The organism is Kaistella sp. SH40-3 (assembly GCF_030686865.1).
Lineage (GTDB): Bacteria > Bacteroidota > Bacteroidia > Flavobacteriales > Weeksellaceae > Kaistella.
In genome coordinates this window covers 232,644-259,600 of record NZ_JAQYUS010000002.1, presented here as the reverse complement: position 1 = coordinate 259,600, position 26,957 = coordinate 232,644, and the positions used below count along the sequence as shown (strand labels likewise).

At 33.9% G+C, this 26,957-nt stretch carries 25 protein-coding genes; 8 read left to right on the top strand and 17 right to left on the bottom strand.

Annotated features, from left to right (window positions below; translation table 11 throughout):
* Nucleotides 1-28: 28 nt before the first annotated feature.
* The 3 genes from PUH65_RS04960 to PUH65_RS04950 all read right to left on the bottom strand — a co-directional run bounded on the left by PUH65_RS04960 (nt 29) and on the right by PUH65_RS04950 (nt 2,364).
* Nucleotides 29-751: a hypothetical protein gene (locus tag PUH65_RS04960; protein ID WP_305518676.1), complete on the bottom strand. Its 723-nt coding sequence runs from the start codon at nt 749-751 to the stop codon at nt 29-31.
* A gap of 58 nt (nt 752-809) precedes the next feature.
* A complete protein-coding gene (locus PUH65_RS04955; protein ID WP_305518675.1) occupies nt 810-1,574 on the bottom strand; it encodes a 3'-5' exonuclease in 765 nt (254 codons plus the stop codon).
* Nucleotides 1,575-1,647: 73 nt separating this feature from the next.
* Complete coding sequence (locus PUH65_RS04950; protein WP_305518674.1) at nt 1,648-2,364, bottom strand: phosphatidylcholine/phosphatidylserine synthase; 717 nt, start codon at nt 2,362-2,364, stop codon at nt 1,648-1,650.
* Between the two features lie 275 nt (nt 2,365-2,639).
* On the opposite strand from PUH65_RS04950, the gene PUH65_RS04945 reads away from it, so the two are divergent.
* The 7 genes from PUH65_RS04945 (at nt 2,640) to PUH65_RS04915 (ending at nt 11,894) form a co-directional block, all read left to right on the top strand.
* Nucleotides 2,640-4,565, top strand: coding sequence for an LTA synthase family protein (locus PUH65_RS04945; RefSeq protein ID WP_305518673.1), 1,926 nt, complete (start codon nt 2,640-2,642; stop codon nt 4,563-4,565).
* Nucleotides 4,566-4,707: 142 nt separating this feature from the next.
* The gene (locus PUH65_RS04940; RefSeq protein WP_305518672.1) at nt 4,708-5,127 is read left to right on the top strand and encodes a DUF2147 domain-containing protein; all 420 of its coding nucleotides are present in this window, start codon (nt 4,708-4,710) and stop codon (nt 5,125-5,127) included.
* Nucleotides 5,128-5,243: 116 nt separating this feature from the next.
* Nucleotides 5,244-6,227 (top strand): pyruvate dehydrogenase complex E1 component subunit beta, encoded by a 984-nt coding sequence (locus PUH65_RS04935; protein ID WP_305518671.1) that lies wholly within the window; start codon nt 5,244-5,246, stop codon nt 6,225-6,227.
* Nucleotides 6,228-6,323: 96 nt separating this feature from the next.
* Nucleotides 6,324-8,309 (top strand): KUP/HAK/KT family potassium transporter, encoded by a 1,986-nt coding sequence (locus PUH65_RS04930; protein WP_305518670.1) that lies wholly within the window; start codon nt 6,324-6,326, stop codon nt 8,307-8,309.
* A gap of 76 nt (nt 8,310-8,385) precedes the next feature.
* Complete coding sequence (locus tag PUH65_RS04925) at nt 8,386-8,859, top strand: Fur family transcriptional regulator (protein WP_305518669.1); 474 nt, start codon at nt 8,386-8,388, stop codon at nt 8,857-8,859.
* Nucleotides 8,859-10,595, top strand: a complete 1,737-nt coding sequence (locus PUH65_RS04920; RefSeq protein WP_305518668.1) for an OstA-like protein — start codon at nt 8,859-8,861, stop codon at nt 10,593-10,595. Before PUH65_RS04925 ends, PUH65_RS04920 begins: the two co-directional genes overlap by 1 nt.
* Nucleotides 10,596-10,718: 123 nt before the next feature.
* Nucleotides 10,719-11,894 carry an aspartate aminotransferase family protein gene (locus PUH65_RS04915; RefSeq protein ID WP_305518667.1) on the top strand — a complete coding sequence of 392 codons (1,176 nt, stop codon included), beginning with the start codon at nt 10,719-10,721 and terminating at the stop codon, nt 11,892-11,894.
* Nucleotides 11,895-11,961: 67 nt separating this feature from the next.
* Here PUH65_RS04915 and PUH65_RS04910 read toward each other — a convergent pair whose 3' ends face one another.
* From PUH65_RS04910 to mutY, 14 genes are all read right to left on the bottom strand, one after another.
* Nucleotides 11,962-12,609 carry a hypothetical protein gene (locus PUH65_RS04910; protein ID WP_305518666.1) on the bottom strand — a complete coding sequence of 216 codons (648 nt, stop codon included), beginning with the start codon at nt 12,607-12,609 and terminating at the stop codon, nt 11,962-11,964.
* 401 nt (nt 12,610-13,010) lie between these two features.
* Nucleotides 13,011-14,327 carry a DUF2931 family protein gene (locus tag PUH65_RS04905; RefSeq protein ID WP_305518665.1) on the bottom strand — a complete coding sequence of 439 codons (1,317 nt, stop codon included), beginning with the start codon at nt 14,325-14,327 and terminating at the stop codon, nt 13,011-13,013.
* Nucleotides 14,324-14,740: a hypothetical protein gene (locus PUH65_RS04900; RefSeq protein WP_305518664.1), complete on the bottom strand. Its 417-nt coding sequence runs from the start codon at nt 14,738-14,740 to the stop codon at nt 14,324-14,326. Before PUH65_RS04900 ends, PUH65_RS04905 begins: the two co-directional genes overlap by 4 nt.
* Nucleotides 14,741-14,831: 91 nt before the next feature.
* Nucleotides 14,832-15,305, bottom strand: a complete 474-nt coding sequence (locus PUH65_RS04895) for a GNAT family N-acetyltransferase (protein ID WP_305518663.1) — start codon at nt 15,303-15,305, stop codon at nt 14,832-14,834.
* A gap of 196 nt (nt 15,306-15,501) precedes the next feature.
* Nucleotides 15,502-16,344: a GLPGLI family protein gene (locus PUH65_RS04890; protein ID WP_305518662.1), complete on the bottom strand. Its 843-nt coding sequence runs from the start codon at nt 16,342-16,344 to the stop codon at nt 15,502-15,504.
* A 150-nt stretch (nt 16,345-16,494) separates the two neighbouring features.
* Nucleotides 16,495-16,932 carry a hypothetical protein gene (locus PUH65_RS04885; RefSeq protein ID WP_305518661.1) on the bottom strand — a complete coding sequence of 146 codons (438 nt, stop codon included), beginning with the start codon at nt 16,930-16,932 and terminating at the stop codon, nt 16,495-16,497.
* A gap of 381 nt (nt 16,933-17,313) precedes the next feature.
* The gene (locus PUH65_RS04880) at nt 17,314-17,655 is read right to left on the bottom strand and encodes a putative quinol monooxygenase (RefSeq protein WP_305518660.1); all 342 of its coding nucleotides are present in this window, start codon (nt 17,653-17,655) and stop codon (nt 17,314-17,316) included.
* Nucleotides 17,656-17,757: 102 nt separating this feature from the next.
* Nucleotides 17,758-18,651, bottom strand: coding sequence for an AraC family transcriptional regulator (locus PUH65_RS04875; RefSeq protein WP_305518659.1), 894 nt, complete (start codon nt 18,649-18,651; stop codon nt 17,758-17,760).
* Between the two features lie 59 nt (nt 18,652-18,710).
* Nucleotides 18,711-19,697: an aldo/keto reductase gene (locus PUH65_RS04870; RefSeq protein WP_305518658.1), complete on the bottom strand. Its 987-nt coding sequence runs from the start codon at nt 19,695-19,697 to the stop codon at nt 18,711-18,713.
* 252 nt (nt 19,698-19,949) lie between these two features.
* Entirely contained in the window at nt 19,950-21,323 is a 1,374-nt protein-coding gene (locus PUH65_RS04865) for a peptidylprolyl isomerase (RefSeq protein ID WP_305518657.1), read from the bottom strand.
* Nucleotides 21,324-21,388: 65 nt separating this feature from the next.
* The gene (locus tag PUH65_RS04860) at nt 21,389-23,218 is read right to left on the bottom strand and encodes a peptidylprolyl isomerase (protein ID WP_305518656.1); all 1,830 of its coding nucleotides are present in this window, start codon (nt 23,216-23,218) and stop codon (nt 21,389-21,391) included.
* Between the two features lie 91 nt (nt 23,219-23,309).
* Nucleotides 23,310-24,230, bottom strand: coding sequence for a PfkB family carbohydrate kinase (locus PUH65_RS04855; RefSeq protein ID WP_305518655.1), 921 nt, complete (start codon nt 24,228-24,230; stop codon nt 23,310-23,312).
* Between the two features lie 121 nt (nt 24,231-24,351).
* Nucleotides 24,352-24,909: a gliding motility lipoprotein GldD gene (gldD, locus tag PUH65_RS04850; protein ID WP_305518654.1), complete on the bottom strand. Its 558-nt coding sequence runs from the start codon at nt 24,907-24,909 to the stop codon at nt 24,352-24,354.
* A gap of 298 nt (nt 24,910-25,207) precedes the next feature.
* Complete coding sequence (gene mutY, locus PUH65_RS04845) at nt 25,208-26,248, bottom strand: A/G-specific adenine glycosylase (protein WP_305518653.1); 1,041 nt, start codon at nt 26,246-26,248, stop codon at nt 25,208-25,210.
* A gap of 47 nt (nt 26,249-26,295) precedes the next feature.
* Here mutY and PUH65_RS04840 point away from each other — a divergent pair, with 47 nt between their 5' ends.
* Nucleotides 26,296-26,586 carry an HU family DNA-binding protein gene (locus tag PUH65_RS04840; protein WP_305518652.1) on the top strand — a complete coding sequence of 97 codons (291 nt, stop codon included), beginning with the start codon at nt 26,296-26,298 and terminating at the stop codon, nt 26,584-26,586.
* The last annotated feature ends 371 nt before the right edge of the window (nt 26,587-26,957 follow it).

The following is a 26,957-nucleotide window of genomic DNA, read 5'->3' as shown; positions in this document are numbered from 1 at the left end:
TTCTGTACGACTTCTTTAAATTAAATTCTTATTGAAAATTAAGTGGTAATCTGAAGTTATATCGTACTACATTTCCGCTTACTTCGCCAGGTTTCCACTTTGTTTTAACCTTTAAAATTGAAGTTGAAATGTCTTTAAAGAAGTTTTCTGTATTTTCTAATTTTGGTTCAATATCAATATTGCTAAGGGATCCATCAGTATTTACGGTAAAGAAAACAGTGAATCGTCCGGAAGGAGTATAGGAACGGAAATCTAAATTGTTCATTAATTTGGTGGTAAATTCTTTTCGAAATTGATTAATTCCACCTGGAAATTCTGGGGTTTTAAAATCTTTTAAAATATCGTAACCTTCCTTATAATTTTCAAAAAAAACTTTTGTGTAGAAAGGAAAGTCAAAGTAAGCACGAACTTTAACTCCATTTTCTGTCGCAGGTTGCCAGTTTTTCAGACTCCCTAAAACTTTTTTAGCCAATTCATAAGAACATTTATTTTCTTCAACTGCTTTCTCGTCACGTGGATTTCTAACCAGATATGCTTTTCCGGTTTCATCAATGAGCAACGTGATCCAATACATTTCATTCTCGTTGCAGGGACGTAAATCGTTCTTCACGAAAAAGTCCTGCATATCTTTGAATAATTGGATGTTGCCACCTTTGTAAGCATTTTGAGTCGTAGGATAATTTTCTAATATTTTTTGAGAAAATAACGAGTGAAAAGCCAGTGTAAATATTAATAATAGAATATTTTTCATTTTAATTAAATAAATTTTAATGAAGAATTGTGATTAGAATTTTAATTTTTTTGGCTTTTTAAAATTTTGAACGCAATTGAATTCCCGTTAAAACTTTTTTGGTATACAAGGGAAAATCAGCATTCTGAATCCAGCCGTAATAACCCAAATCTTTCTGGAAAACTTCTTTCACTCGTTGACCTTTGTATTTTCCGAAAGTGAAGATTTCTTTTTCTTCTTTATCAAAAGCAATAAATCCTGCCAAGTCAGCAAATTTAAAATGGGAAGAGATTTCACTCAATCCTGCGATATCATTTGGTAAATCGTCGTAATGTCCAACTTGCGCATCTAAAACTTCGAAAGTTGCCAAAACATCTGCTTCGGCAGAATGGGCGTTTATGAGTTCTTTTTTACAATAAAATTGATAAGCCGCCGTCAAATTTCTCGGTTCCATTTTATGAAAAATCGTTTGTGCATCGACCAATTTAAATTTACTTAAATCGAAATCGAATCCTGCTCTCAGTAATTCTTCCGCCAAAAGAGGAACGTCAAAACGGTTAGAATTAAATCCGCCTAAATCGGTACCAGAAATCATGTCCATCACTTTGGAAGCAATCTCTTTGAAGGTTGGTGCATCTTTTACTCTCTCATCCGTAATTCCGTGGATTGCAGAAGTTTCTGGTGGAATTGGCATTCCTGGATTCACCAACCAGGTTTTGCTTTCCCGTGAAGAATCTGGATTCACTTTTAAAATAGAAATTTCTACGATTCGGTCTTTGGCAACTTGTGTTCCTGTAGTTTCTAAATCAAAGACACAAAGCGGTTTATGTAGTTTTAAATTCATTTTTTATTTTTTGTACGGACATGTCATCACTTGTCCAAATGTGTTATTTAATAGTAGAAGTTTGAATGTGTTTTTACGCTTTCAATTGTTTTTGAAAAATCACCGATATCAAAATATAATACAACATCGCTAATGGAATTCCCACTGTTTTAAAAATGATTAAAAGAATTATTACCCCAATCAGCAAAGCAACTTTCGGATAATTGTCTTCCAGTTTCATGGATTTAAATTTCAGTGAAATCATTTTAATCGGACTTACTAAAAGCCATGATAAAATAAGAGTGATCAGAATTAAATATAGAGGGTTTTCAAAAATAATTTTAAAACTTTCTGTTTCTAAAAAAGCGTAATACAAACCGAAAATTAGAATCGTGTTCGATGGCGTATTCAAACCTTTAAAATAATAAGTTTGCTCATCATCTAAATTAAAAATCGCCAATCTTAAACAAGAAAATAAAGTAACGAAAAGTCCAATATATTTTATTTCAAACGGAAGATCCAGTCCGAATAATTGGTTGCCAAACGGTTCTAATGCTTTGAATAGTACAAGTCCGGGTAATAAACCAAAACTTACCATATCAGCCAAAGAATCGAGTTGTACGCCGAGTTCAGAATTTGATTTCATGACGCGGGCGATAAATCCATCGAAGAAATCTAAGATCAAAGAAACGATAATGCAAATTGCAGTGGTTTGATAATCACCATTAATTAAATGGATTACTCCAACACTTCCAGAAAATAAATTTCCAAGCGTGAAAGCGTTTGCCAAATTGTTTTTAATAAAGTTCATAAGCACAAAAGTAAGGTTTTTATTAAAATTAATTTTCAGAGTTTTTAGAATCTTTTTAAACCACAAAAGAGACAAAAGTTTTATTTTTATATAAGTGAAGCAAAAGTTTGCAAAGGCATGAAAAAATAAATATTTTTCTATTTTGCAAACTTTTGAAAATCTTTATTTCTGCATTGGTCTTTTGATTTTTTTGCGGTTTAAGTAATTGCATTTTTAGATCATTTCTAAATTCTAAAATAGTGTAAATTTGCATCCTAAATTTGAACAAAATAGTAATGAAAGAAATTAGATTTCAAGAGATTTTTGCTTTAATCTACCGAATATTCCTCGCTTATTTTTTCTATCAAATCGCACGATTGCTTTTTTGGTTTTTTAATAAAGATTTAATTGCGGTTGACAGCGTTTCAGAATATCTGAATTTGGCTTATCGTGGAATTGCCTTTGATACGACGGCGATTTTATATGTGAATGCGCTATTCATCCTTTTGAGTATTATTCCGATTGTCATTAATACAAAGAAGTCTTACCAGAAATTTTTGTTTTACCTTTATTTCATTACCAATGGAATTTCTTACGGAATGAATTTCGGAGATTTCGTTTATTTTAAATTCTCTCAGGCAAGATTGACCACTGCAGCAATGAATGTTGCGCAACATGAAAGTAATATTGGTAAAGTTTTTTTATTGTCGATTGTAGAACATCCTTTTGTGATTGTTTGGTTTGCGGTTTTAATGATTCTTTGGATTTTCCTTTATAAAAAGGTGAAAGTCATTTGGAAAAAACCTGTAAAATTAGTTCCGTATTTTATCTATTCGGTATTGACTTTATGTATAACTGCTTTATTGGTTGTGGGCGGCATTCGAGGCGATTTTAAACATTCGACGCGTCCGATTAATTTGGTTGATGCGAACCGACATGTTACCAAACCGGCGCAAGCAAATGTTGTTCTGAATAGTGTATTTTCTTTTTTCAGAACGATGAATACGAATAATTTTCAGGAAGTTCATTTCGTTGATCAAAAGTTCATTGATGAAAATGTACATCCTTATAAATTATATACACGTGAACCTGTGAAGCCAAAACCGAATGTTGTTATTTTTATCCTAGAAAGTTTTGGAAAAGAATATTCCGGTGCTTTTAATAAAGATACTAAAATTAAAGATTTCGTTTCTTACACGCCGTTCTTCGATAGTTTGGCAACCAAGAGTTTAATTGCTACAAATGCTTTTGCCAACGGAAGACAATCGATCCACGGAATGAGTTCTATTTTGGCGGGCATTCCAACATTGAAAGATGCTTTTACGAGTTCGCCTTATTCGAACCAAAAAATACAGTCGATTGTTTCTGTTGCCAATGATATGGGTTATAATACGTCGTTCTTTCACGGAGCGCCAAATGGGTCGATGGGCTTTTTAGGTTTCGGAAACATTTTGGGCTTCAAACATTACTATGGAAAAACCGAATATAATAATGATGCAGATTTTGATGGAATTTGGGGGATTTGGGACGAACCGTTTTTTCAATATTTTGCAAGAACTTTGAACACTAAGAAATCACCGTTTATGGCGACTTTGTTTTCGGTTTCATCGCATCATCCCTTTAAAGTTCCTGAAAAGTATCAGGGCAAATTTAAAAAAGGTCCACTAGAAATTCATGAACCGATTGGTTATACGGATTATGCTTTGAAACAATTTTTCAAAACCGCAGAGAAAATGCCTTGGTTCAAAAATACGATATTTGTTCTCGTAGCCGATCATACGAATCAAGTTGGCTATCCAGAATATGAAAAATCGATGAACAGGTTTGCAGTTCCAATTTTGTTTTACTCACCCAATCCAAAATATAATTTAACCGGAGAAATCACAGAGCCTGCACAGCAAATGGATATTTATCCAACTTTAGTAGATTTACTGGGTTACAATAAAAAGATCAGAAGTTGGGGGAGAAGTTTAGTTTCCGATAAGAAGGAAGATTATATGATCATCAACTCCGATTCCATCAATGAACAATTCATGATTGGGAATTATATTTATCTGTTTAATGGAAAAGAAGTAACCGGAATTTATACTATTGATGATAAAGGTTTGGAGCAAAATCTCGTTAACAAAGTTAAAAACCCGGAAATTGAAAAAGGAATTCTTTTAAGCAAAGCCTGGTATCAAGATTATATGAATCGGGTGATCAATCGTAAACTGCAATAAGTTTTAAAATGTTTTTTAAACCGTTGTTTAATTTTTATTATTTTGTCAATACTTTTGATTAGTATGATATGAATAGTTAAAAGTTTGGTGTTTAACTTTTTTTAATTACTTTTATCCAACTAAAAAATTAAACAATTTTACAATGAAGAAAATAATTTTCAGTTTTGTTGCTTTATTATTCGCAACACTATCTTATGCCCAAATTGAAGGAAAATGGAAAACCATCGATGATGAAACCGGACAAGCAAAATCAATCGTAGAAATTACCAAAAAAGCAGATGGTAAATATTACGGTAAAGTGATTCAACTTTTAATCAAACCTGCAAATGCAAATTGCACGGATTGTAAAGATGACCGCAAAAACAAACCAATCTTAGGAATGGAAGTCGTTCGGGGAATGAAAAAAGAAGGTTCTGAATTTTCTGGTGGAACAATTACAGACCCAAAAACAGGAAAAACTTATAAATGTAACATCACCCGAGATGGTGATAAACTGAATGTAAGAGGGTATGTGGGATTCTCGTTAATCGGAAGAACACAAACCTGGCACGCAGTTAAATAAGTTTTCTCCATATAAACTTGATAAAAAGCATCTTTTCGAAGATGCTTTTTCATGGGATGATGTACTGTACTTAACTAAAAAATCTTTACTTTTGTACTTTAATTTTTGAATAGATTATGAAGGAATATACTTTTAGAGAAGTGATTGCACAGGCAATGAGCGAAGAAATGCGAAAAGACGAATCCATTTTCTTGATGGGAGAGGAAGTTGCAGAATACAACGGTGCTTACAAAGCTTCTAAAGGAATGCTCGATGAATTCGGAGCTAAAAGAGTGATTGATACTCCAATTGCTGAACTAGGATTCACTGGGATTGCCATAGGTGCAGCCATGAATGGTAATAGACCCATTGTAGAATATATGACTTTCAACTTTTCGTTGGTAGGAATTGATCAGATTATTAATAATGCTGCAAAAATCCGTCAAATGAGTGGAGGGCAGTGGAGTTGTCCTATCGTTTTCCGTGGTCCAACGGGTTCTGCAGGACAATTAGGAGCAACGCACTCTCAAGCTTTAGAATCTTGGTTTGCAAATACTCCTGGTTTAAAAGTAGTTGTACCATCTAATCCTTATGATGCAAAAGGTTTATTGAAAACTGCAATTCAAGATAATGATCCGGTAATTTTCATGGAGTCTGAACAAATGTATGGCGACAAAATGGAAATTCCAGAAGAAGAATATTATATCCCAATCGGAAAAGCAGATATTAAAAGAGCAGGTACAGATGTAACTTTAGTTTCTTTTGGTAAAATTATGAAACTGGCGATTCAAGCCGCTGAGGATTTAGAAAAAGAAGGAATTTCGGTAGAAGTTATTGATTTAAGAACGGTACGTCCATTAGATTATGATACGGTTTTGGAATCAGTGAAGAAAACGAACAGATTGGTGATTTTGGAAGAAGCTTGGCCATTGGGTTCCATCGCAACGGAGATTACGTATATGGTTCAGCAAAAAGCATTTGATTATTTAGATGCTCCAATTAAAAGAATCACAACACCAGATGCTCCGGCACCTTATTCAGCACCACTTTTTGCAGAGTGGTTCCCGAAACTAGAAAAGGTGAAGGAAGAAATAAAGAATGCCTTATACATCAAAGCATAATAGATAAAAACTCTCGAAAGAGAGTTTTTTCATTTATAAATACTTTCAGGAAAACGTGCAAGAAAGATTTACCTTTGACTAAATTTTTTAAACTTAATGTCACAGACTATTTCATCAAATTTTGACACTAAAAAACTCACTGCTGTAGGAGTTTTGGTTTCCCTAGGAATCGTTTTCGGAGATATTGGAACTTCGCCTCTTTATGTAATGAAAGCGATCGTTAATGCCCGACACGGAACTGGGAATTTGCCTTTTGATGAATATATCGAAGGAGCATTGTCCTGTATCATCTGGACCTTAACATTGCAAACCACTTTTAAATATGTGGTCATTGCTTTACGTGCAGACAATAAAGGAGAGGGTGGGATTTTATCTCTTTATTCTTTGGTCAAGAAACTCAAGAAAAAGTGGCTCTACGTCATTGCGATTATTGGTGCTTCAACATTGGTGGCCGATAGTATTATAACGCCGTCGCTTACCGTAATGTCTGCGGTAGAAGGTCTCAAAATATTTTCGCCGCATACGCCCGTTGTTGCTATTACCCTCGTAATTTTGGCGATTGTTTTCATCGTGCAGCAATTCGGAACAGCCTCCATCGGAAAACTTTTTGGTCCCGTAATGGTGCTTTGGTTTTTGGTATTAGGAATATTTGGTTCTGTTCATATTGTTGATCATATCGAAATTTTGAAGGCATTCAATCCGTATTACGCTTACCAACTCATTACGCATTCACCAAGTGCCATTGTAATCATGGGCGCAGTTTTCCTTTGTACCACGGGTGCAGAAGCATTATATTCTGATCTTGGACATTGTGGTAAACAGAATATTCGGGTAAGTTGGATTTTTGTAAAAACAATGTTGATTTTAAATTATTTGGGTCAAGGTGCCTGGTTACTGGATAATCCAGAATCTGTTTCACAAGGAATTAATCCAATTTTTGGAATTATGCCGGAATGGGCAATTTTACCCGGAGTTATTTTAGCGACTGCTGCAGCAATTATTGCGAGTCAGTCGGTGATTACCGGTTCGTTTACGATGTTCTCAGAAGCGATGTCGGTCACCTTTTGGCCGAATCAGCAAATCGATTATCCCTCCGGCGTAAAAGGGCAAATGTACATTCCCAGAATTAATTGGGGTTTAATGTTCTTTTGTTTTATTGTCGTTATCTACTTCCAAAAGTCTGAAGCGATGGAAGCTGCGTATGGTTTAACCATTACGATTACAATGTTAATGACAACGATTTTACTGTTCTTTTGGCTTAGCCGAAATAAAGCAACTAAAGTTTTTGCACTCGGTTTTATCACCGTTTACCTATGTATTGAACTCGGATTTTTCTATGCGAATGTGATTAAGTTTTTTGATGGAGGTTGGTTAACTATGGTCTTAGGGGGATTTATTGCAGTCTGTATGTACGCCTGGTACAACGGAAGATTAATCAAAGCCAAGTTTATCACCTTTGTAAAACTTGATAAATATGTACCCGTAATTAAAGAAATGAAACTGGATGAAACGATTCCTAAATATGCCACGAACCTTGCTTTTTTAAGCCGGGCAAAAAGAACTGATGAAGTAGAAGCCAAGATCATCTATTCTATTTTGCGCAAGCAGCCGAAAAGAGCAGACCATTATTTTATTTTGAATATTTCTAATCAGGAAGACCCATATACCTTTAAATATACCATTGATGAAATTATGCCAGGTACTATTTACCGTATTAATTTCATGCTCGGATTTAAAGTAGATCGACGAATCAATGATTATTTTGACCAGGTTTTAGAAGACATGATGGAGGAAGGAAGTATCCCATCTAGAAGCAGCCATCCATCACTTCGACATTATAATGTACCACCAGATTTAAAATATGTGATTATTGATAATACTTACATTAATGATACTTTGCTCACCGTAAAAGAAAAAATTACACTTAATATCTATAATTTCGTGAAATATATTGGTAGTGATGATTTCAAAGCTTGGGGAGTTTCTGCTCATAATGTAGTCGTAGAGTCAGCGCCGCTATTGGATCAGAAGAGTATTACCAATAAAATTCAGCAGGTAAATTTCCATAGATACGATTCCTAAAACTCTAAGAATCACTGAAAATATCGGTAAGCGTCATTAATAAAAAAATCAATAAATTTGCATATAATTATTTTTAATGGACGCTAAACAAAAAGATCTGAATATTTCAACGATAAAGGAAGTTTTAAAACAATACCTTCTAGAAAAAGGTTTCAGAAACACGCCCGAACGTTATACGATTTTAGAGGAAATCTACAATATGGAACATCATTTTAATGTTGATGATTTGTATCTTTTAATGATGCAGAAGAAATACCATGTTTCCAAAGCAACCATTTACAATACCATAGAAATTTTTCTAGATGCAGGTTTGATCAGAAAACACCAGTTTGGGGAAAAAACTTTGACTTCTTCCTCTTACGAAAAATCTTATTTCGATAAACAACACGATCATCTGGTAATTTATAAAAAAGATTCTGATAAAGAAATTCTGGAAATTATCGAATTTTGTGATCCAAGAATTCAAGGAATCAAGGAATCTGTAGAAGAAATTTTTGGTGTAAATATTGATTCCCACTCTCTTTATTTTTACGGAACTAAAAAAGATTAATGAAAAGACTTCTTGTTTTTTTTCTCTTTATAAGTATTAAATTTTTTGCGCAAATTCCTACGCAACCGCTTGAACCTACTGTAAAAGATCCTTTTTTTAATCAAACAAAAAAAAGTCCTGGTGGGGAAAAAGTAAAATTAATTCATTCGGATGAGTTTGGAATTGTAAAAGGAAAGTACAATGATAATCCCTTCTTTTCGGGCAATGTGCAGTTTTTTCATCAAGGCTCAATTTTAACAGCAGATGAAGTTGTTTTTTACAAAGATCAAAATTTCGTAAAAGCCATTGGCAACGTAAAACTCCAAAATGCCGACGGTTCTGTCATCACTTCCGGTGAAATGGAGTACGACGGAAATAGTCAAAAGGGAATCGCGCGTAAAAAAGTACTTCTAGTCGATCCCGGCCAAACCATCGAAACTGAAATATTATACTACGACCGACTTTCTAATAAAGCCTATTTCAATACTGGCGGAACCATTACCAAAGATGGAAACGTAATGTACACCAAAGCTGCAACCTACGATTTAAATAGCAGATTAATTGATTTTACAGGAAATGTAAGAATCGATAATCCCGAGTATATTGTAGAAGGAGTGAATATCGTACAAAATCAAAATACGAATACAGCAACCTTTAACGGAGCCACAACCATTACCAATAAAAAGAATCCTTCCAATCTTATTTATACGGAGAAAGGAACCTATAACATGAATTCAAAGGAAGTCTATTTAAAGAAAAATTCCAAAATTCATTACAACGGAAAAATATTGACAGGCGATGATTTGTACTTCAATCAAATCACTGGTTTTGGAACCGGAAAAGGAAATGTGATGTTGCGTGATCCTTTAGAAAAACGCTTTATGAAAGGCGGTTACGGCGAAATCTACGAAAAGAAAGATTCCGCGATGATGACCGATAAACCTTATGCGGTGAAGATTTTAGAAAAGGATTCCATGTATTTTTCTGCAGATCGAATTTTGGCGTATCAAAAATTAGATTCTGTAAATCCGCTCAAGAAAAAAAGTTTCCTGCGTGCTTATAAAAAAGCCAGAATGTTCAAGTCCAATATTCAGGTTCGTGCTGATTCGTTGAGTTTTAATGAAACAGATGGAGTGCTGCATCTCGACGGAAAACCAATTGCGTGGAGTGGCGAGAAACAAGTTACAGGCGATAAAATTGAAGCCTATTTCGATACCGAAAAAGAGTTCATCGACTCTTTAAAAGTCATTGGAAATGCCTTTGCAATCAGCAAGGCAGATTCTTTAAACATGAAAGATGAATTCAACCAAGTCAAAGGAAAGTTGATGACGGTTTATTATAAAGACAACGAAATCTCTCTTGCCAAAGTGATCGGCAACGCACAAGCAATTACCTACGCCGACGATCAAAACGAAAAGACCAAAGAAGTAGAGCGAATCGGGGTCGCACTTTCAACATGTGGTATGATTGAAGCCGAATTTGAAGACCGGAAAGTTCAAATAATTTCCTGTAATATTGGAGCAGATAACGAGGTTTATCCCATGAGTTTAATCTCGCGTGAAAAAAGATTTTTCCCCGATTTCAACTGGAATACCAAAGACCGACTTCGTACCTGGAAAGATATTTTTGTAGAAACACCAGATTATCCCGAAACCAAATACGAAGCCGACGACGCTCTTTACAACGCTGCTCAAAAAGCGATTGATGATGAGAAAGCCAAAGAAGAAGCCAAGAAGCCGAAGCGGGTTCGTAAGTAATTTTTTTTATTGGGCGCCTTAATCCGCCTTCCACTCCCGCTTTTTTGTTCCACTTCGTTCCACAAAAAGAGCTCCGTTCAAGTCGGGGCGCAACACCAGATTGTAATAAAACATTTTCGCTAAATGCAAACAGATTTTTTTAAATACCAAGCCCAAACCACCCAATTCGCCGCAGGTTTCGAAGTAGAAAAAGCCGCAGGATCTTATATATACGGAAAAAATGGTCAGCGCTATCTCGATTTTGTAGCTGGAGTTTCTGCCAATACTTTGGGACATTCCCATCCGAAAATTGTAGAAGCGATTAAAACGCAGGCAGAGAAATATTTACACGTCATGGTTTATGGTGAATACGCTCAGGAAATGCCGGTGAAATTATGCAAACTGTTAGCAGATGCTACACCCAAACCTTTAGAAGTTACGTATCTCGTAAACTCAGGCGCAGAAGCAATTGACGGCGCTTTAAAACTAGCCAAACGTTTTACGGGCAGAGAAGAAATCATTTCGATGACCAATTCGTACCACGGAAATACACACGGCGCTTTATCGGTTTCTGGGAACGAATATCACAAGCGGGAGTTTCGTCCACTCTTGCCGATGGTGAGTTTTATTGAATTTAATAATCAAGAAGATTTCATAAAGATTACCGAAAAAACGGCTTGTGTTATCGCAGAAACGATTCAAGGAGCAGCAGGATTTTTAGTTCCGGATTCCGACTATTTTTATAATTTGAAGAAACGATGTGAAGAAGTTGGCGCTTTATTAATTCTGGATGAAATTCAGCCAGGATTTGGACGAACAGGAAAACTCTTTGCTTTTGAACATTTCGGAATGGTTCCAGATATTTTGGTCATGGGAAAAGGTATGGGCGGTGGCGTTCCGGTTGGTGCTTTTATGAGTTCCAAAGAAATCATGCATTCCCTTTCACATTCTCCAAAGTTGGGACACATCACTACTTTTGGTGGAAACCCTTTAATTGCAGCGGCAAGTTATGCGACTTTGCATGAAGTTATTGAAAGCGGTTTGATGAATGAAATTCAGGAGAAAGAAAACTTATTCCGTGAATTACTAATTCATCCAAAAATTAAAAATGTCAATGGAAAAGGGTTGATGTTGGCGGTAAATCTAGGTTCACCAGATTTCACTTTAGAAGTTGCAAAACGGTGTATGGAAAAAGGATTGATCGTTTTCTGGCAACTGTACAGAAATGAATATTTACGAATTTCGCCGCCGCTTACGATTTCTTTAGAGGAAATTAGAGAAGGTTGTGGGATTATTCTGGATGTATTGAATGCGATGTAGGTAAGTTTGCAAAGACGAAATTAGAAATGGTTTTAAAACGATGAATAAACAGTGATCGTTTAAAAAATTATAATTCCTCAGGTTTATTGATTTCATCAATGATCACTCTTAAATCTCCGATGGTTAACTGGTCAGAATTACATTCAATTTCTGAAATTTGATGTTGTTTTAAAAAATCATTAAGATCCTCACAATTTCGCAAAATATTAAGTTCTTTATTTTCAACATCCAGGACCATTCCTTTAATATTCCCGGCCATTGAATAGGTCGCTGAATTTAAATTTCCTAATAGAGCTTTCGACCAAAGCCCCCGCATGCTTTCTTCAAAATATAAAAATCTGCCGTAACTGGTTACTTTACAAAATCTTGAATATTCATCGGGATCATATCCTTTGTCTTTTTTATTGGTATATTTTCTATAAGTTTGAAAATACATTTCGCCTTTATAGGAAAGGGCTAAGGGAGTTTTTACTTTCTTGTCATTTGCTTTGAAATAGAAAAATGCTTGCTCCGGTAAGTATTTTATAAAATCAAATTCTTCGGATATTTTAAGTGTAATTTCTTCTGTTGAGGAGGGTTTTTTACTGATCACATCATCCATTGTCATATAAATTCCAGCGGGAAAATCTCGTTTTTGAATTCGGGGTTGTTGTTTATATTGCGCAATTGCTAAATTGAAAATTAGGAAAGAGAAGGATGTAAAAAGTAATTTCATACACTAACTATTTAATATTTGATTTTTAAATAAGGGTTTTTTGAAGAAAGAGTGGATATTGTTCATGTTTTCAGTAAAAACTTTATTACTGCATGAAGTTATCGAATATTTTCTTTATTTCGGTAAAATATTGGAGATCGTTTTTTGTATAGTTTCCTCTGTGCCTACAATGTCTAACATCAATATGTTCAAAAATTCTTTTTTATCTTTTCTTGTTTCTTTTACTTTGTTAATAGGTAAATATACTTACGTTTTCCAAAACTGCAATAAAATATCTTTCGAATTCCTCGTAAGTGAGTGTTTTTATTACTTCTTTTTGATCTCAGAATAATCTATTATTTCAATTTTATTTACGCTTATTTGATTGTGTATATTTTAGGGTAAACATTTTTTGCAGTCTTTTAATTAAGAGAAATTTTTACGTTTTGCAAATTTTTTAATTCAAGTATTTGATCTTTTGATTTCAATTGAATTTTGGCTTGTTTTAAATCTGAGTTAATGTTGAGAACAATTTCAGCAGGTTTATTTGGATTGTTTTCTGTGAGTTTTTCAAAAGCGTTGAAGAGTTTATCTTCTTCAAATTCGATAAATGCTTTATACTTTTTTTGATCTTTTGTAAAGACGAATTTGATGAAATCGGGCAAAACTCTTTCTTGAAATTTAAAATTAATAAGATCTTCATTGAACATCGTATTTCTTTCTCCATTAAAATAATAAAAATTCAGCGCTGATTTTGATTGACCAAAATTATTGATACTGACTTTCCAATTAAATTTTTTACGATATTTATGGCTCCAGATTCCGAAAGGTATCGGTTGATCGTTGTGTACTATTTTTCTAAACTGCGGTCGATCTTCGCACGTACACGTATCTTTTAAAACTTTTTGTCGGGCATCTTCAGTTACGATATCGTAGTCTTTTAATTGACTGCGATTAAGTTCGTTGGCTTTAAATACTTCTAATTCCTTCGTGTCGCTGCCGCCTGAAATCCATAACACTACATCGCCACCGGGCGCAATACCCGCAATTAAACTGTTGTACTTTGCGTTGATGGCATCTGAACTGGTCAATGTTCCTTTGATATCCCGTTTAAATCCATTTTTGAAATTCTCTGATATTTTATCTCGGTCCAGTTGGGTATTTAAACCGTAATATTTATCTTCTAAATAAGAATACCAATAGAGGCTGAGCGCATCTGGAACCGCTACGCCACCATCCATAGATGATTTAAAAGTCGTGTCGCCATTTCCCCAGTTGATCGAATATACTTTATTGGTCTCTAAAAGCGTTACCGAATTTCGATCTCCTTTTACAGAAATCCCAAAACGACTATTTGAAAGTAATTTTACAGGATAACCTTCTGGTGTAGAAATGCCCTGTTGATAATCGTATTTTTCTGTTGTATTATAAACTTGTTCATTGTTGTAAGTTGTTCTTTCTTCTGCAGAAGTAAACCAGAGTAGGAGCGTGCAGGTTACAATAAATAAAAAGGAAGTGATGATCAACGCCGGTTCATTTCTTTTGGAAAGATGCGCAACAAGAAGTAAGATCAAAAATTGTATCGGAACTGCGATTAAAATTAAAATGAAAGGAAAGAATTCTTTAGGTACATAACTGCTGTTATGCACAATTTGAAATTGTAATAAAGAGAAGAAAATGAATAGATTAACACAACCAATACCTACCGAAAGGAGAAGAATTTTAAAATAATATTTCATTGATTTATGTTCATTTGGTTAATCAACTTGTTATATTTTTTAGGATTAAACTCAACAGTTGGTTTCTGTTTTCCGTCGAATAAAATCATTGCTGTTCTTTTTGGCAATTTCTCAACTTCGATGCAATAAGTTTTCTCGTTCAGATTAAATTTAAAATCTTTTGCATTCGTATTTGCAATGTGAAAATTATCTCTTGCGGGACCATATTTATTGTACATTGAGTTCGCTATTTCGTTGTGAATGCTGATGTTTTCACTTTCAATAGTTTTATTTTCTACGAAAAAAACCGCTTTATTTGGTGCGGTTATTTCAAAGCCAAAGTTTGCTTTGGTATCAGGATTTACCTGTTGAATATATTTGGATTTGCATGCGGTGAGCACGAAAAGAAAAGAAAATAATAGCAAAAACTTCATATCCGATTTGTTTAAAGTGATTTTTAAAGATATGAAATTAAGGCTACGGTTTTTCAAATTAGAGTAGTGGTAGAAATCTCAGATTATTTTCTTAACCCATTTTTATCTTTACTGCTGAAATTTTATCCAGTTCAAGTCTTTCGTGGGTAAGGGTTTCAAAACCACATTTCTCGTAAAACTTTAAGGGCGATAAATAGGATTTCCCATTATTTTTTTTGTCGTTGTTATGATCGATAACCCAACCATTTAAAATGGTTTCTTTTTGTTTCAGAACATCCAGCATTTTTCTGCCAAAACCGTTGCCTTTTATTTTTTCAGATAAAATTATGGCGAACCATTTTTCATTTTCTCTTTCAAAAATGAAGGTCCATCCTACTATTAAATCATTCTCATTGCTCAGTAAAAAATGCGTTAGATTTGATAAGTTATCTAAATATTGATTAAATTTATATAGGTTTTCAAAAGCAAGTTTTTCCGGATATTCAGTATTCCATAAAGCAACGACTGCTTTTTTTGCTTGGTCGTTTAGTTCTTTTGTGGATTCTATTTTTAGATTTTCAATCACTTGCAGTATTTTTTTTTGCTGAAACTTTCTCTAACAGAAATATGTTCAGTTCAGAAATTTCTTCTATTTACTATACTTTACGGATTCATTGATTTCGACTGAATTGAAATGTGTTTTTACAAAGTAATCGGAATTACTTCCTTTCCTAAATTTGAAACTGAAAACTCTGCGGTTATTCTATTCCTGCCAAGTTTTTTTATTTATAAAGTTCTAAATCTAAATAATTGTTAACATCTGCAATCAATTTTTTAGCATAGTTCAATTCCTCTCTTTTTGCTTGAGTCATATCCATTTCATTTCCATGCGCATCAAAACTTTTTCCACTGAGCAGCCCAGGATTTATAATCATAAACTGTTCAGTACCACCTATGGGATTATTCCGGTAAATATTCCACTTTTTATTAAACTGTGAGCGATTTATTGTAGCAGATAAAAGATAAGGTTTTTCAATAATATTTGTTTTTACATTAGAAGTTTTATAATTGGCAATTAAAGAAAAAGAATGTTGATTTTTTTCATCATTCATCTGGATTATTAAACCCGGGAGATTTCCGAAAATAGAAGGTCCTTCTTGAAGTGGTATTTCCTGAGTGAACCAAGCTTCCCAGTTTCTTTTCCCAAAATTGATGATGGCTTTTTGACAATGATAGCCTTGAAGTTTTTTAGTTTCTTTTAAAAGTTTCCAATTAAGTTTTTCATTTTGTAATACTTTAAAAGGTTGAATTCCTACAAATTCTAAAGTATAGTTAAGTTCCTTACTTTTGTAAACGATATTTTTATAATTCCCTATCGGAAAAGCACCATCTTCTTCATCAATGTTTTTTCTAGTCGCAGAAAGAGAATCTCTAATTGCAGTCAAATCGCTTACAAATTCAGAATGGTCTTTAAAAATTTCTAATCTTGTATTTTCAGTAATAATACTATCGATTTTTGTTGAATCAGGAACGAATTTATATTCATAAATAAAGCGATGAGTTTGAGACTTTATCAATGTAAAAAAACAAATAAGTACTAAAAATAATATTCTTTTATTAATCACTTTTTTAATTTCTGGTAACGGTTGGGTATTTCTGTTGGCGTGGATTTTTTATAAATAGTCTTTGTAAATATAACAAAAAGAACAACTAGCGAAAATCTTTATGATAGGAACTTCCGACCCGCTCATAGAAATATTTTTATATAGACAGTGCTATTTTCCGATTTTAATATTGTGTTTTTCAGAGTTTCCTTTTAAATTTTTTAAGTCAATTACTGAAGAATCAGGATTATAATATTGAATGTCTTCTCTTTTTCCGTCTGTATAGAAGTTTTGTGTTGAATGGTCCAATTTTAAATTATCAGGAACTTTCAAAAACTTTCGTGCTGTAAAGTATTCTTTTTGATCTAAAGGTCCGTAAATACGATCATTTGTTAATGTTATAATCCAAAATTTAGAAACGCCTAACCTGAAGATCAGTTCTTGTTGTTTGTCAAGTGTAAGATTGGTAGCACTATTATAGATGCTATCAGTAGGTTTCTGGTTTGCTAGTATGAAATCTTTGTTGTGTACATAGAATAAAATATGTCCAGGAATTTCAACTCGTTGATAGCCTTGCTTTTCTGGCACAACCAAATTAATTTCATTCATTGGATTATAATCTAACTCATAATTTTTCTCAAGTGGATCGTTTCCGCATGAGAAGATAAACAACAGTATAATTATTATAAAAAATTTAATATAGTCTTCTGTGAAAGAATTTTTGGCAGCGTTGCGAGGTGGCGAACTTCGTAACCGATATTTTTCTGCTAAGATAAAATTTCTTGCGAAAGATAAACGTGAATTAATTACCTATTTCTCAATCTCGCAAAATTCCTGTTACCGATAGTGGTTTTAGTAGTTAAACGATTTTCTAAATTCTAAAAGCGACATTCCGATTTTATTTTTAACTAATTGGTCTCATTAGTAAATAAAAAAAAATATGATGCAGAACTCGTCTGCATCATATTAAAATATTTTGATTTTTAAAAATTACTTTGCTTGCTTGTAAGGCTTATAGTTTTCTGCATTATTTGCTTCTCTAAATTCTTTGCTTATCGGACCTGTGATCACCAATTGAACCATTTCTGTAATCTGACTCCATTCTGTCAATTGCTTTTCTGTGTTTTTCATATGAAGAATGCATGCTGCTTCGTCAGTATATTGTTCGTGCTGAAAATGCAAACCATCATCAGTTTTGAAAATTTTATATATTAAGGTGTCCGGTTCATTCCTTGTGATGGCAAGTTGCTCTTCTACGATTTCGTTATAACGTTCTTGTTTTCCTTCTTTTATTTTAAAAACGAAATAATTGTCTACTGTTTTGTTTTCCATTTTGATCAATTTTAAGTGTTAAATTCTTTTACAAAGTTCAAGAATTTACGATCATAAAAAGTGTCCACAATACGGAAGGTTGTGTCCAAATGTGAGAACCTTTTAATTAAAAGACTGCCTAAATTCTAACGGTGACATTTCGGTTTTATTTTTGAATAGTTTGTTGAAGGATTGCGGATATTCAAAGCCTAATTGATACGCAATCTCACTTACTGACAAAGTAGTGGTTGGTAAGAGTTCTTTTGCTTTTTCGATGAGTTTATTTTGAATGTGCTGTTGTGTGGTGTGCCCTGTACTATTCTTCAACATATCATTTAAATAATGTGGCGAAACAGACAACTTTTTAGCAAAATATTGAACAGTTGGTTTCTCATCTTGAGCGTAATTTTCTAAATGCTCTTCAAATTTTGTCAATAAATCGTTGGATACTTTTTTACGGGTAATAAATTGACGGTTGTAAAAACGGTTGCAATAATTCAATAATAAATCGATGTGAGAAATGACCACATCCTGGGTAAAGTTGTCAATCATTCTTTCAATTTCCTGTTGCAGATTTTGCATAATACCATAAATCAAAATTTCCTCTTTATCCGATAGATGTAAAGCCTCATTGGTGGCATACGAGAAAAATCCATATTCCTTTATTCGCTTTGCCAAGGGATAACTTTGCAGAAAATCGGGATGAAAAACAAGGATCCAGCCTTCCACTTTTTGTGAACTATTTGCCTCTAAAGATAAGGTCTGTTTGGGAGCAATAAAAGTCATTGTACCATCATCAAAATCATAATATTGTTGCCCATATTTAATTTTCCCATCAAAATTCTTCTTTAAATTAATGGTATAAAAATTATAAATAAGCTGTATTTCATCTGCACTTTTAAACGCAAGATCATCCAATTTAATCACACTTACCAATGGATGTGTGGGCTTTTTTATATTCAGAAAAGAATGAAGTTCTGATACGGAATTTAGAAAAATTGGGTTTTCTTTTTTCATTGCTTTTATTTAATTAGACAAAGAAATTACATTGAGCAATTTCTTTGTCTTGGATACTTTTATAAATTTACGCCTTTCATGCTTTCTGCATCGTATCTGTCGCCCGTATTTAAACTTAAAGGAATTATTTCTTCCAAACGGTTCAAATCTTCTGCGGTAAGCCCCACATTTGTTGAAGCAATATTTTGCTCTACATATTTTACACGTTTTGTACCCGGAATTGACAAATGTCCTTTTGCAATAACCCAAGCCAAAGCCAATTGTGCTGAAGTAATTTCCTTTTCGATTGCTATTTTTTCAATTTCATTTAAAAGGTCGATGTTTTTTTGAAATTGTTCGCCTTGGAAACGAGGAAGATATCTTCTGAAATCATTTTCCGCCATATCATCCAGACTTTTGATTTCGCCAGAAATAAAACCTCTGCTCAATGGTGAATACGCCACCAAACCAATTCCCAATTCGTTTAATGTTGCTAAAGTTCCCAATTCTTCCACTTGTCTTTCAAACAAAGAAAACTCTGTTTGTACTGCTGTTAATGGATGAATTGCGTGTGCTTCCGAAAGCCCGATATATTTTACTTTTCCTTCTTTTACCAATTCTGCCATTGCCTCAACGGTTTCTTCAATCGGCGTATTCGTATCTAAACGGTGCAAATAATACAAGTCGATATAATCTGTATTTAGGTTTTTTAAAGAACGCTCAACCGCTTTTTTCACATACGCTTTTTTACCGTTTATAGCACCTGTCATTTGTCCATTATCATCGATTTCATAACCGAATTTGGTGGCAATGGTGTATTTCTCTCTATTTCCAGCAATTGCTTTGGCTACTAATATTTCATTCAAATGGGGTCCATAAACATCAGCAGTATCTAAGAAACTACCACCCAATTCCAGCGAACGCTGAATGGTTGCAATGGCTTCTTTTTCGTCTGCATCACCATAAATATTTCCACCAAAACCTGTGGTCATACCCATACAACCTAAACCGATTGCAGGAACAACTAATCCTTGACTTCCTAATTTTACTGTTTTAATATTGCTCATAATAATTGATTTGTATTTTTAACAAAGTTATAGCGAAATAGGATTAAAAACGTATCCAAATCACTCTGTGTTGTATCCAAAAGTGAGTTTGAAATTTAGATTTTGAGTGGTGTTTTACCAAAAAAAAATTGAATTATTTGATCTTTAAAAACCAATAAGTTCCATCTTAAAAAAAAACTTTTGTGCCTAAAAAATGCTATTAAATTCTAAGATTTAAGCCAAAAAAAATCTCTGCAATTGCAGAGATTTGATTTATTTACTTTCAACTGTTTTACGCCAGTCGGTTTTAAACGTGCAGTCTTTGTACCGATCATTAATGGAGATAAATACATTCGGTAATTTTTCCTTTACCCATTTTTCTACCATTTCATTTTTCTTTTTGTTAAGCGCCATTTGCTTAATTCTGTTGTAGTCGGTAGAAATATCTAATTTATGTGCAGCGATTACATCATCTACTTTAAGGATCATCACGGTTTTTCTATCCTGCTGTGCCACATCTTGGAATACCTCGGTAATATCGCCTTTATTATGTCCAGCGATCTGGTAAGAAATTGTTGGCGGAAGATTTAATTTTTCGATTTTATCTGAACCGTCTTCGGAAGTGATAATTCCTGCATTAAACTTGGTTTGCTTGTCATCTGAAAATCGGTAAGCCGCATCTTTAAAACTCATTTTACCATCAATAATCAAAGTTCTAATGCTGTCTAACTCTTTTTTCGCTGCTTCGATTTCCTCTGCATTCGGTTCGGCTTTTAGCAGGATATGTCTTGCGTCATATTGCTTTCCGCTTTTCTTGACCAATTGAATAAGGTGATAGCCGAAATCAGATTCTACAGGATCAGACATTTCGCCTTCCTGTAAATTCAGCGCTGCTGCTTCAAAAGGTTTTACCATTTTTCCTTTGGCAATATTGGTATATAAACCGCCTTTTGCAGCAGAACCTGGATCGTCAGAGTAAATTCTGGCTTGGCTTTCAAATGATTCGCCGGCTAAAATATCTTGCTTTATTTTGTTCAATTTTGCAATGATTTCATCTTTGTGCGCATCGGTCAGTTTTGGGAACATTACGATTTGGGACAAGGATACTTCATCTTTTACTTCAGGTAATTGGTACTGAAACTGGGTAAAGAAATCGGTTACTTCATTCGGAGTAACATCAGCTTTATCCGTAATTCTACCAAATTTCATCTGTCCGTAATAATTATCGCTGTCAATTTTCTCGATTGCGTTTTTCATCTCGTAAGATGTACGGAATTTATAAGTAGCGAGCATTGTTTTCTCGTCTGGGAACTGTCCTAAGATCTGCGTGTATTTTTGGTTTGCATTGTCTTTGATTGCGGCAGAACGGTTTTCGATCAAGGTATCTCTTTTGGCTTCGTAGATCAATAATTTATTATTAATGATGCTTTCTACAAACTCACATTTATCGGCTACCGTTGCTCCTTGCTGTTTAGCAAAGTTTGCCTGATCTTCTATATCAGATTCCAAAATAATTTCATCACCTACGACTACTGCGATCCCATCTATCAAATCTCCTTTTTTCAGTTGCGATTGCGCTTTGCTTACGGTGCTGAAAAACACTAGAAATAAGCTGAAGAGCAGGGTGAATTTTAAATTCTTGTTCATATCTATTTTTTATCGATTTGCAAAATTATCATTCTAAACGAAATAACATGCATTTTTTATTATAATTATTTCTTAAAATTCTTTTCCAAATCTTTTAAAAACTCGGGTTGAATCACGATTTTGGTTTTCGCTTTTTGTAAAGCGATGATTTCATTTAGCTTTTTCTCGTTCACCGCATCTCTCAATTCTTCTGCCGCTTCTTCTTGCGTCATTTGCGAAGGTGCCAGTAATTTATCAACTGCAATGACCAGAGTTTTGTCGCCCATTTTGGTTTCGTGAACTCCGGTTTTAAAAGGAACATTGTATTGCGTGAAAACATCGGCCTCTTTAGACATTTCGCCTTTTTCAAACTGAACCAGGACTTGTTTTTTAGCATTCAGTTTTCCGGCAAATTTCGCTTTTAATGTTTCCCAGTTCTTCGCATCTTTAATGTCTTTCGCAATTTCTTTGGTTAGTTTTGGATCATCAATAATGGCGACACGACCTTCCGCTCTTTCGCCCCAAAAATATTTTGCTTTATTTTGGTTGTACTGTTCAGTTAGCCATTCCGGGTGTTTTGCCATTTCCTCTGTCAAATATTTAGAGAAAATATAATCAGAATAAAGAGATTTTTTGAAAGCCTCCATTTCCTCTTTTACATTCTTCAACTTCGTAAAGTTTTTGCTGTAAATTCTCAGCAATTCCTGACCATTGATATTTTGAATAGCTTCTGCCCAAACTGCTGGAGTTAATTTTGCAGCATCTTCTTTTTTATCACCAATCATTTCTTTAATGAAACCCGCGGTTACTTTTTCGCCTTTGTATTGAAAAAGAACTTCGCTGTCTTTTGCCGCTATTAAATTCGCATATGATTTTTTGACTTGGTTAAAAGCAGGAAACTCTTTGTAAGAAGGATCTGTTTTTAAATAGGCAGTCATATTATCTTGCAAAGTTTCTGCGTAAAGCGAGTTGTTCATTTCTCTTAAGAAAAACGCTCTGTTTTTTTCTGTCAAAACGTAAGGTTCTACATTATAAATGTTGAAAACAAAATATTTGTCCACAAATAGGAGAGGTTCTGGGGTATAATAACCTGCTTTCTGTCCTTTGAATAATTCATAAACTTCATCTGGCAAAGTTGGTGAACCCATAATTACACCGCCATTATCTTTTTCATGTTCGTTGGCTCCGTATAATTTTGCCACTTCCTGAAAAGTTTTTCCAGCTTTTAAATCTTTGTAAATACTTTCTTTTATGGTCGCCGCATTCTCATCTTTCGGAAAAGAAATGGTGCCAAAAACCATATAACCCAAACTCGGTCTGGAATTTAAAACTTTCGCAAATCCAACATAAGATGGCGTGTCGAAAAATTGGGTCATCGTATTATTCGGCAAGTTTTTAATGGCAGAATACATTTGATTATCCAAACTTCCCGGTTTCAGGTAAAGTGGTTTTGGATTTGATTTCGTGTATTTAGAAATCGCATCTTCCATGGTCATTTTGCCCGATTTCACATCATTGTAAACCTGCAGATAATCGATCGTGTCGCCCGGTGTTTTTTCTAAAATAAAAACCTGAACTTCCTTTTCAGTCTGATTGTCTTTAACATAAGCGTTTAAAACAGGATCAATAATCTGAGTTGGGAAAAAATATTTGCCGCGCAGTTCTCCTTCTTTATCTGCCATTTTCTCCCGGAAATAGGTCAGTGTATCTGCTTTTTTATCTGCTGCAAACTGCTGAAATAAATAGAAATTGGTGGTGGTATTTATGGTGTTTTCAACGCCCGTATTTTCTAAACCGTAGGCATTGTCTTTTTTAAATTGTTGAAGCGAAATACTGTCTTTCCCTACAATCATATATTGTGCAGACAAGGCACCGCCTAAAGCCAACATCATCGCTACACCGAATATTTTTCTCATATTTTTATCTGTCTTTTTATTTGAAGATTAAACCTAAAATCAATTTTTCTGTCTTAGACTGAACTCTTCAGATTCTGTAATTCAAAGAATGTTAAACTTCAACTTCAAAAGTAGTTAATTCTTTAAAACTTTTAATTCTGGCAATCATTTCACTTTCTGTTACTTCTTCCAAACGCTGAGTTCCGAATTTCTCTACGGTGAATGAAGCCATTGCAGAACCTACGATTAAGGCAGATTTCATGGTTTCGAAAGAGAAATCTTCTTTCTTTGCTAAATAAGAGGCAAAACCACCTGCAAAAGTATCTCCTGCACCGGTTGGATCAAAAACATCTTCTAGTGGAAGAGCAGGGATTGCAAATACTTTACCTTCGTGGAATAATAATGCACCGTGTTCTCCTTTTTTAATGATCACGAACTTTGGTCCCATGGCATGAATTTTCTGAGCCGCTTTCACTAGTGAATATTCACCAGAAAGTTGTCTCGCTTCTTCATCATTAATAGAGATGACATCAGTTTTTGCAATCATTTGCAATAAAATATCCAACGCTGAATCCATCCAGAAATTCATGGTATCCAGAATAACCAATTTTGGACGGTTACGCATTTTTTCTAATACAGAAAGTTGTACGCCAGGATGAAGATTTCCTAATAATAAAATCTCCGCATCTTGCATTGATTCAGGGATTTTCGGATCGAAGTTTTCTAAAACATTTACTTCGGTCACCAAAGTGTCTCTTGAATTTAAATCGTTGTGGTATTTACCGCTCCAGAAAAAAGTTTTTCCTTCTTTGATGATTTCAATTCCTTCGATATTTACGCCTCTTCCAGTAAGCATATCTAGATCGCTTTGTGGGAAATCACCACCAACTACTGAAACAATTCCAGACTTTACATTAAGAATAGACGAAGCGATGCTGATGTAGGTTGCTGCGCCACCCAAAATTTTATCTGTTTTTCCGAAAGGTGTTTCGATCGCATCAAATGCTACTGAACCAACAACTAATAATTTCATATCTAATTTGTTTTTATTTTTTTAAAGGATTTTATCCTGTTTTTTTATTTAAATCGCCACGTTGCAGCTTCTTTATATATAATTTAAAATAGTTTATCTAAATTTTCACAGTTACTCATTGCTATTTCTTCCACTCAAAAGTTTCAATCAAATGCATCATATCTTTTTTAATGTATTCTACCGCTGGTGCCAATGAATCAGGTTTTGGTCGGGTATTGAAATATAAATTTGCGGTTACATAATGTCTGGTAGAATCGGTTACGAAAAACTGTAGATTCGAAGCGCTTTGTCCTTTTAATTCATAAAAATTTCCAAACACTTTTTTAGCTGGAAAGCTGAAAGATTTGGTGTCGATCGAACTCGCCTTAATCGTATGCTCATAAACCATTTTCTCTGATTCTCTTACATGCAAATCAAAATCATTTTTAATGGGAAAATAAGTAATAAAAACTTTCGCTTTCATTTCCGGATACTCAATATAATACCAGCACGGATTTTTTGCCTCTCTAACTTTGGCGAAATCAGAGTAGTCAAAACCAAAATTACATGGCGATGTAAATTTTTGATATTTCGGGTTGGGATATTCTAAACGAAGTTCACCAGAAGGTTTTGGCTGTGCTTCTTTAGCACAAGAAAGCAGAACAAATCCTAAAAAAGTGAAAATGAGTTTTTTAAACATTGCGCAAAAATACGAATTAGTTTTAAATTTTTTAGTAAAGATAAATGAGGACCACAAATTTTATCATAAGGCTTAACTACAAAGTCACAAAAGTTTCACTAATCTCTAATTTAATGACTTTTTCAAGTCAATTTTAAATGGAAAGTTTCAAGTAGAAATCCAATTTATAACCATAAAAAAGAACTTTTTTTACAGCAAGCATTCAATTAAGCAATTCAGAAAGTAATCAGACGCATGTGTTTTGTGTTCTTTATGCGAAATATTTTAAACTTAAAACTTTTGTGATTTTAAAAAAAAATTATTTGGTTTTAAAACATTCAGTTAGATAATTTTCCAGTGGTTTTGGGAAAGATTTTTCATGCGATTCTTCTTCATTCATAATTACAAAATCATTTTCATCGGCGAATTTGGTAAAAACCTCTTTTGATTCCAGTCGAATATAATTCATTTGAATCGTCAAGTTTTTATGCGTCAGTTTATGCGAAATGGTTTTTTGCTTAATGATATACTGTTCCCAATTTGCTGGGATTTCAATTGGGAATTCATAGAGTTTTTTCCAGATGAAATCATCTTTTCTTTGTCGCACAAGAAATTGTCCTTCAAATTCTACGAAAGAATAATGAAGTTCTAAGTCAGTTGGTTTTACTTTCTTGCTTTTCATCGGAAAGTTTGGAATCTTACCTAAATTAAAAGCCAGGCAGTCCTTATTCAAAGGACAGGAATTGCACAAAGGATTTCTGGGTTTACAAATTTCTGAACCTAAATCCATCATGGCTTCATTAAAATGTCCGGCTTCATTTTCGGGCATCGTTTTTAAAGCAAGTTCTGAGAAATAGTCAAATGCTTTTGAATTTGAAACATCAAAATCATCAGCAAAAACACGGGATAAAACGCGATAGAAATTACCATCAACCGCGGCGATTTTTTTTCCGAAGCAGATGCTGGAAATGGCAGCAGCAGTATATTTCCCAACCCCTTTTAATTCTAATAGGTCTTGGTGTTCGGTTGGGAAAATACCTTTAAAATCATTAACGATTTGCAAAGCCGCTTTGTGTAAATTCAGTGCTCGGGAATAATAACCCAGGCCTTTCCAGTAGAGCAGAACTTCATCAGTTTCGGCGCTTGCCAGCGATTGTACAGTGGGAAATCTTTGGATAAAATTCAGATAGTGATTAAGACCTTGTTCTATTCTGGTTTGCTGAAATATAATTTCGCAAATCCAAATCTTGTATGGGTCGTTGGTTTTTCTGAAGGGTAAATCTCTACCATGAATTTGATACCAATCGAGCAGTTTCCTACCAACATGAAGAAAATCAGCATTTTGTTTTTTTGTTTTCAAAAATTCTTATTATATTTGCACACCAAAAATATAAATAAAAAAAGGAAATGACAAAGGCAGAATTGGTAAACACCATCTCAAATAAATTGGGAACTGAAAAGAATGAAACCCAGAAAGTTATAGAGGCATTTATGCAGGAGATCAGAACATCAATGTACAATGGAGATAACGTATATCTAAGAGGATTTGGTTCATTTATTATCAAAACCAGAGCAGCAAAAACAGGAAGAAACATTTCTAAGAACATCGCAATTGAAATTCCTGCTCATAATATCCCAGCCTTTAAACCTTCAAAAACTTTCGTAGAGAAGATCAAAACGAAAGTCCCTGTTAAATAAATAACTAAACAAAGAATATAAGTTACAAACAAAAAATTTAAAATTATGCCAAGCGGAAAGAAAAGAAAGAGACATAAGGTTGCGACCCACAAAAGAAAGAAAAGAAGAAGAGCAAACAGACACAAGAAAAAATAATCTCTTTGCGATTTACAATATAACAATATAGTTGGTGTTTTTATATGTTTAAAATTTCACCAGCTATATTTTTGTTTTACATCAGATTCAGATCCAGAAAAAAATGTTTCATTATTCCTAATAAACGCCCCGTTTTTAGGCGATTTGTCTCTACAATCAGTAAAACACCATTAACAAGAAATAATTAAAATTTTAAAATTGAGTATTTAGATATCTAAAAACCTTAATCCCTAAAT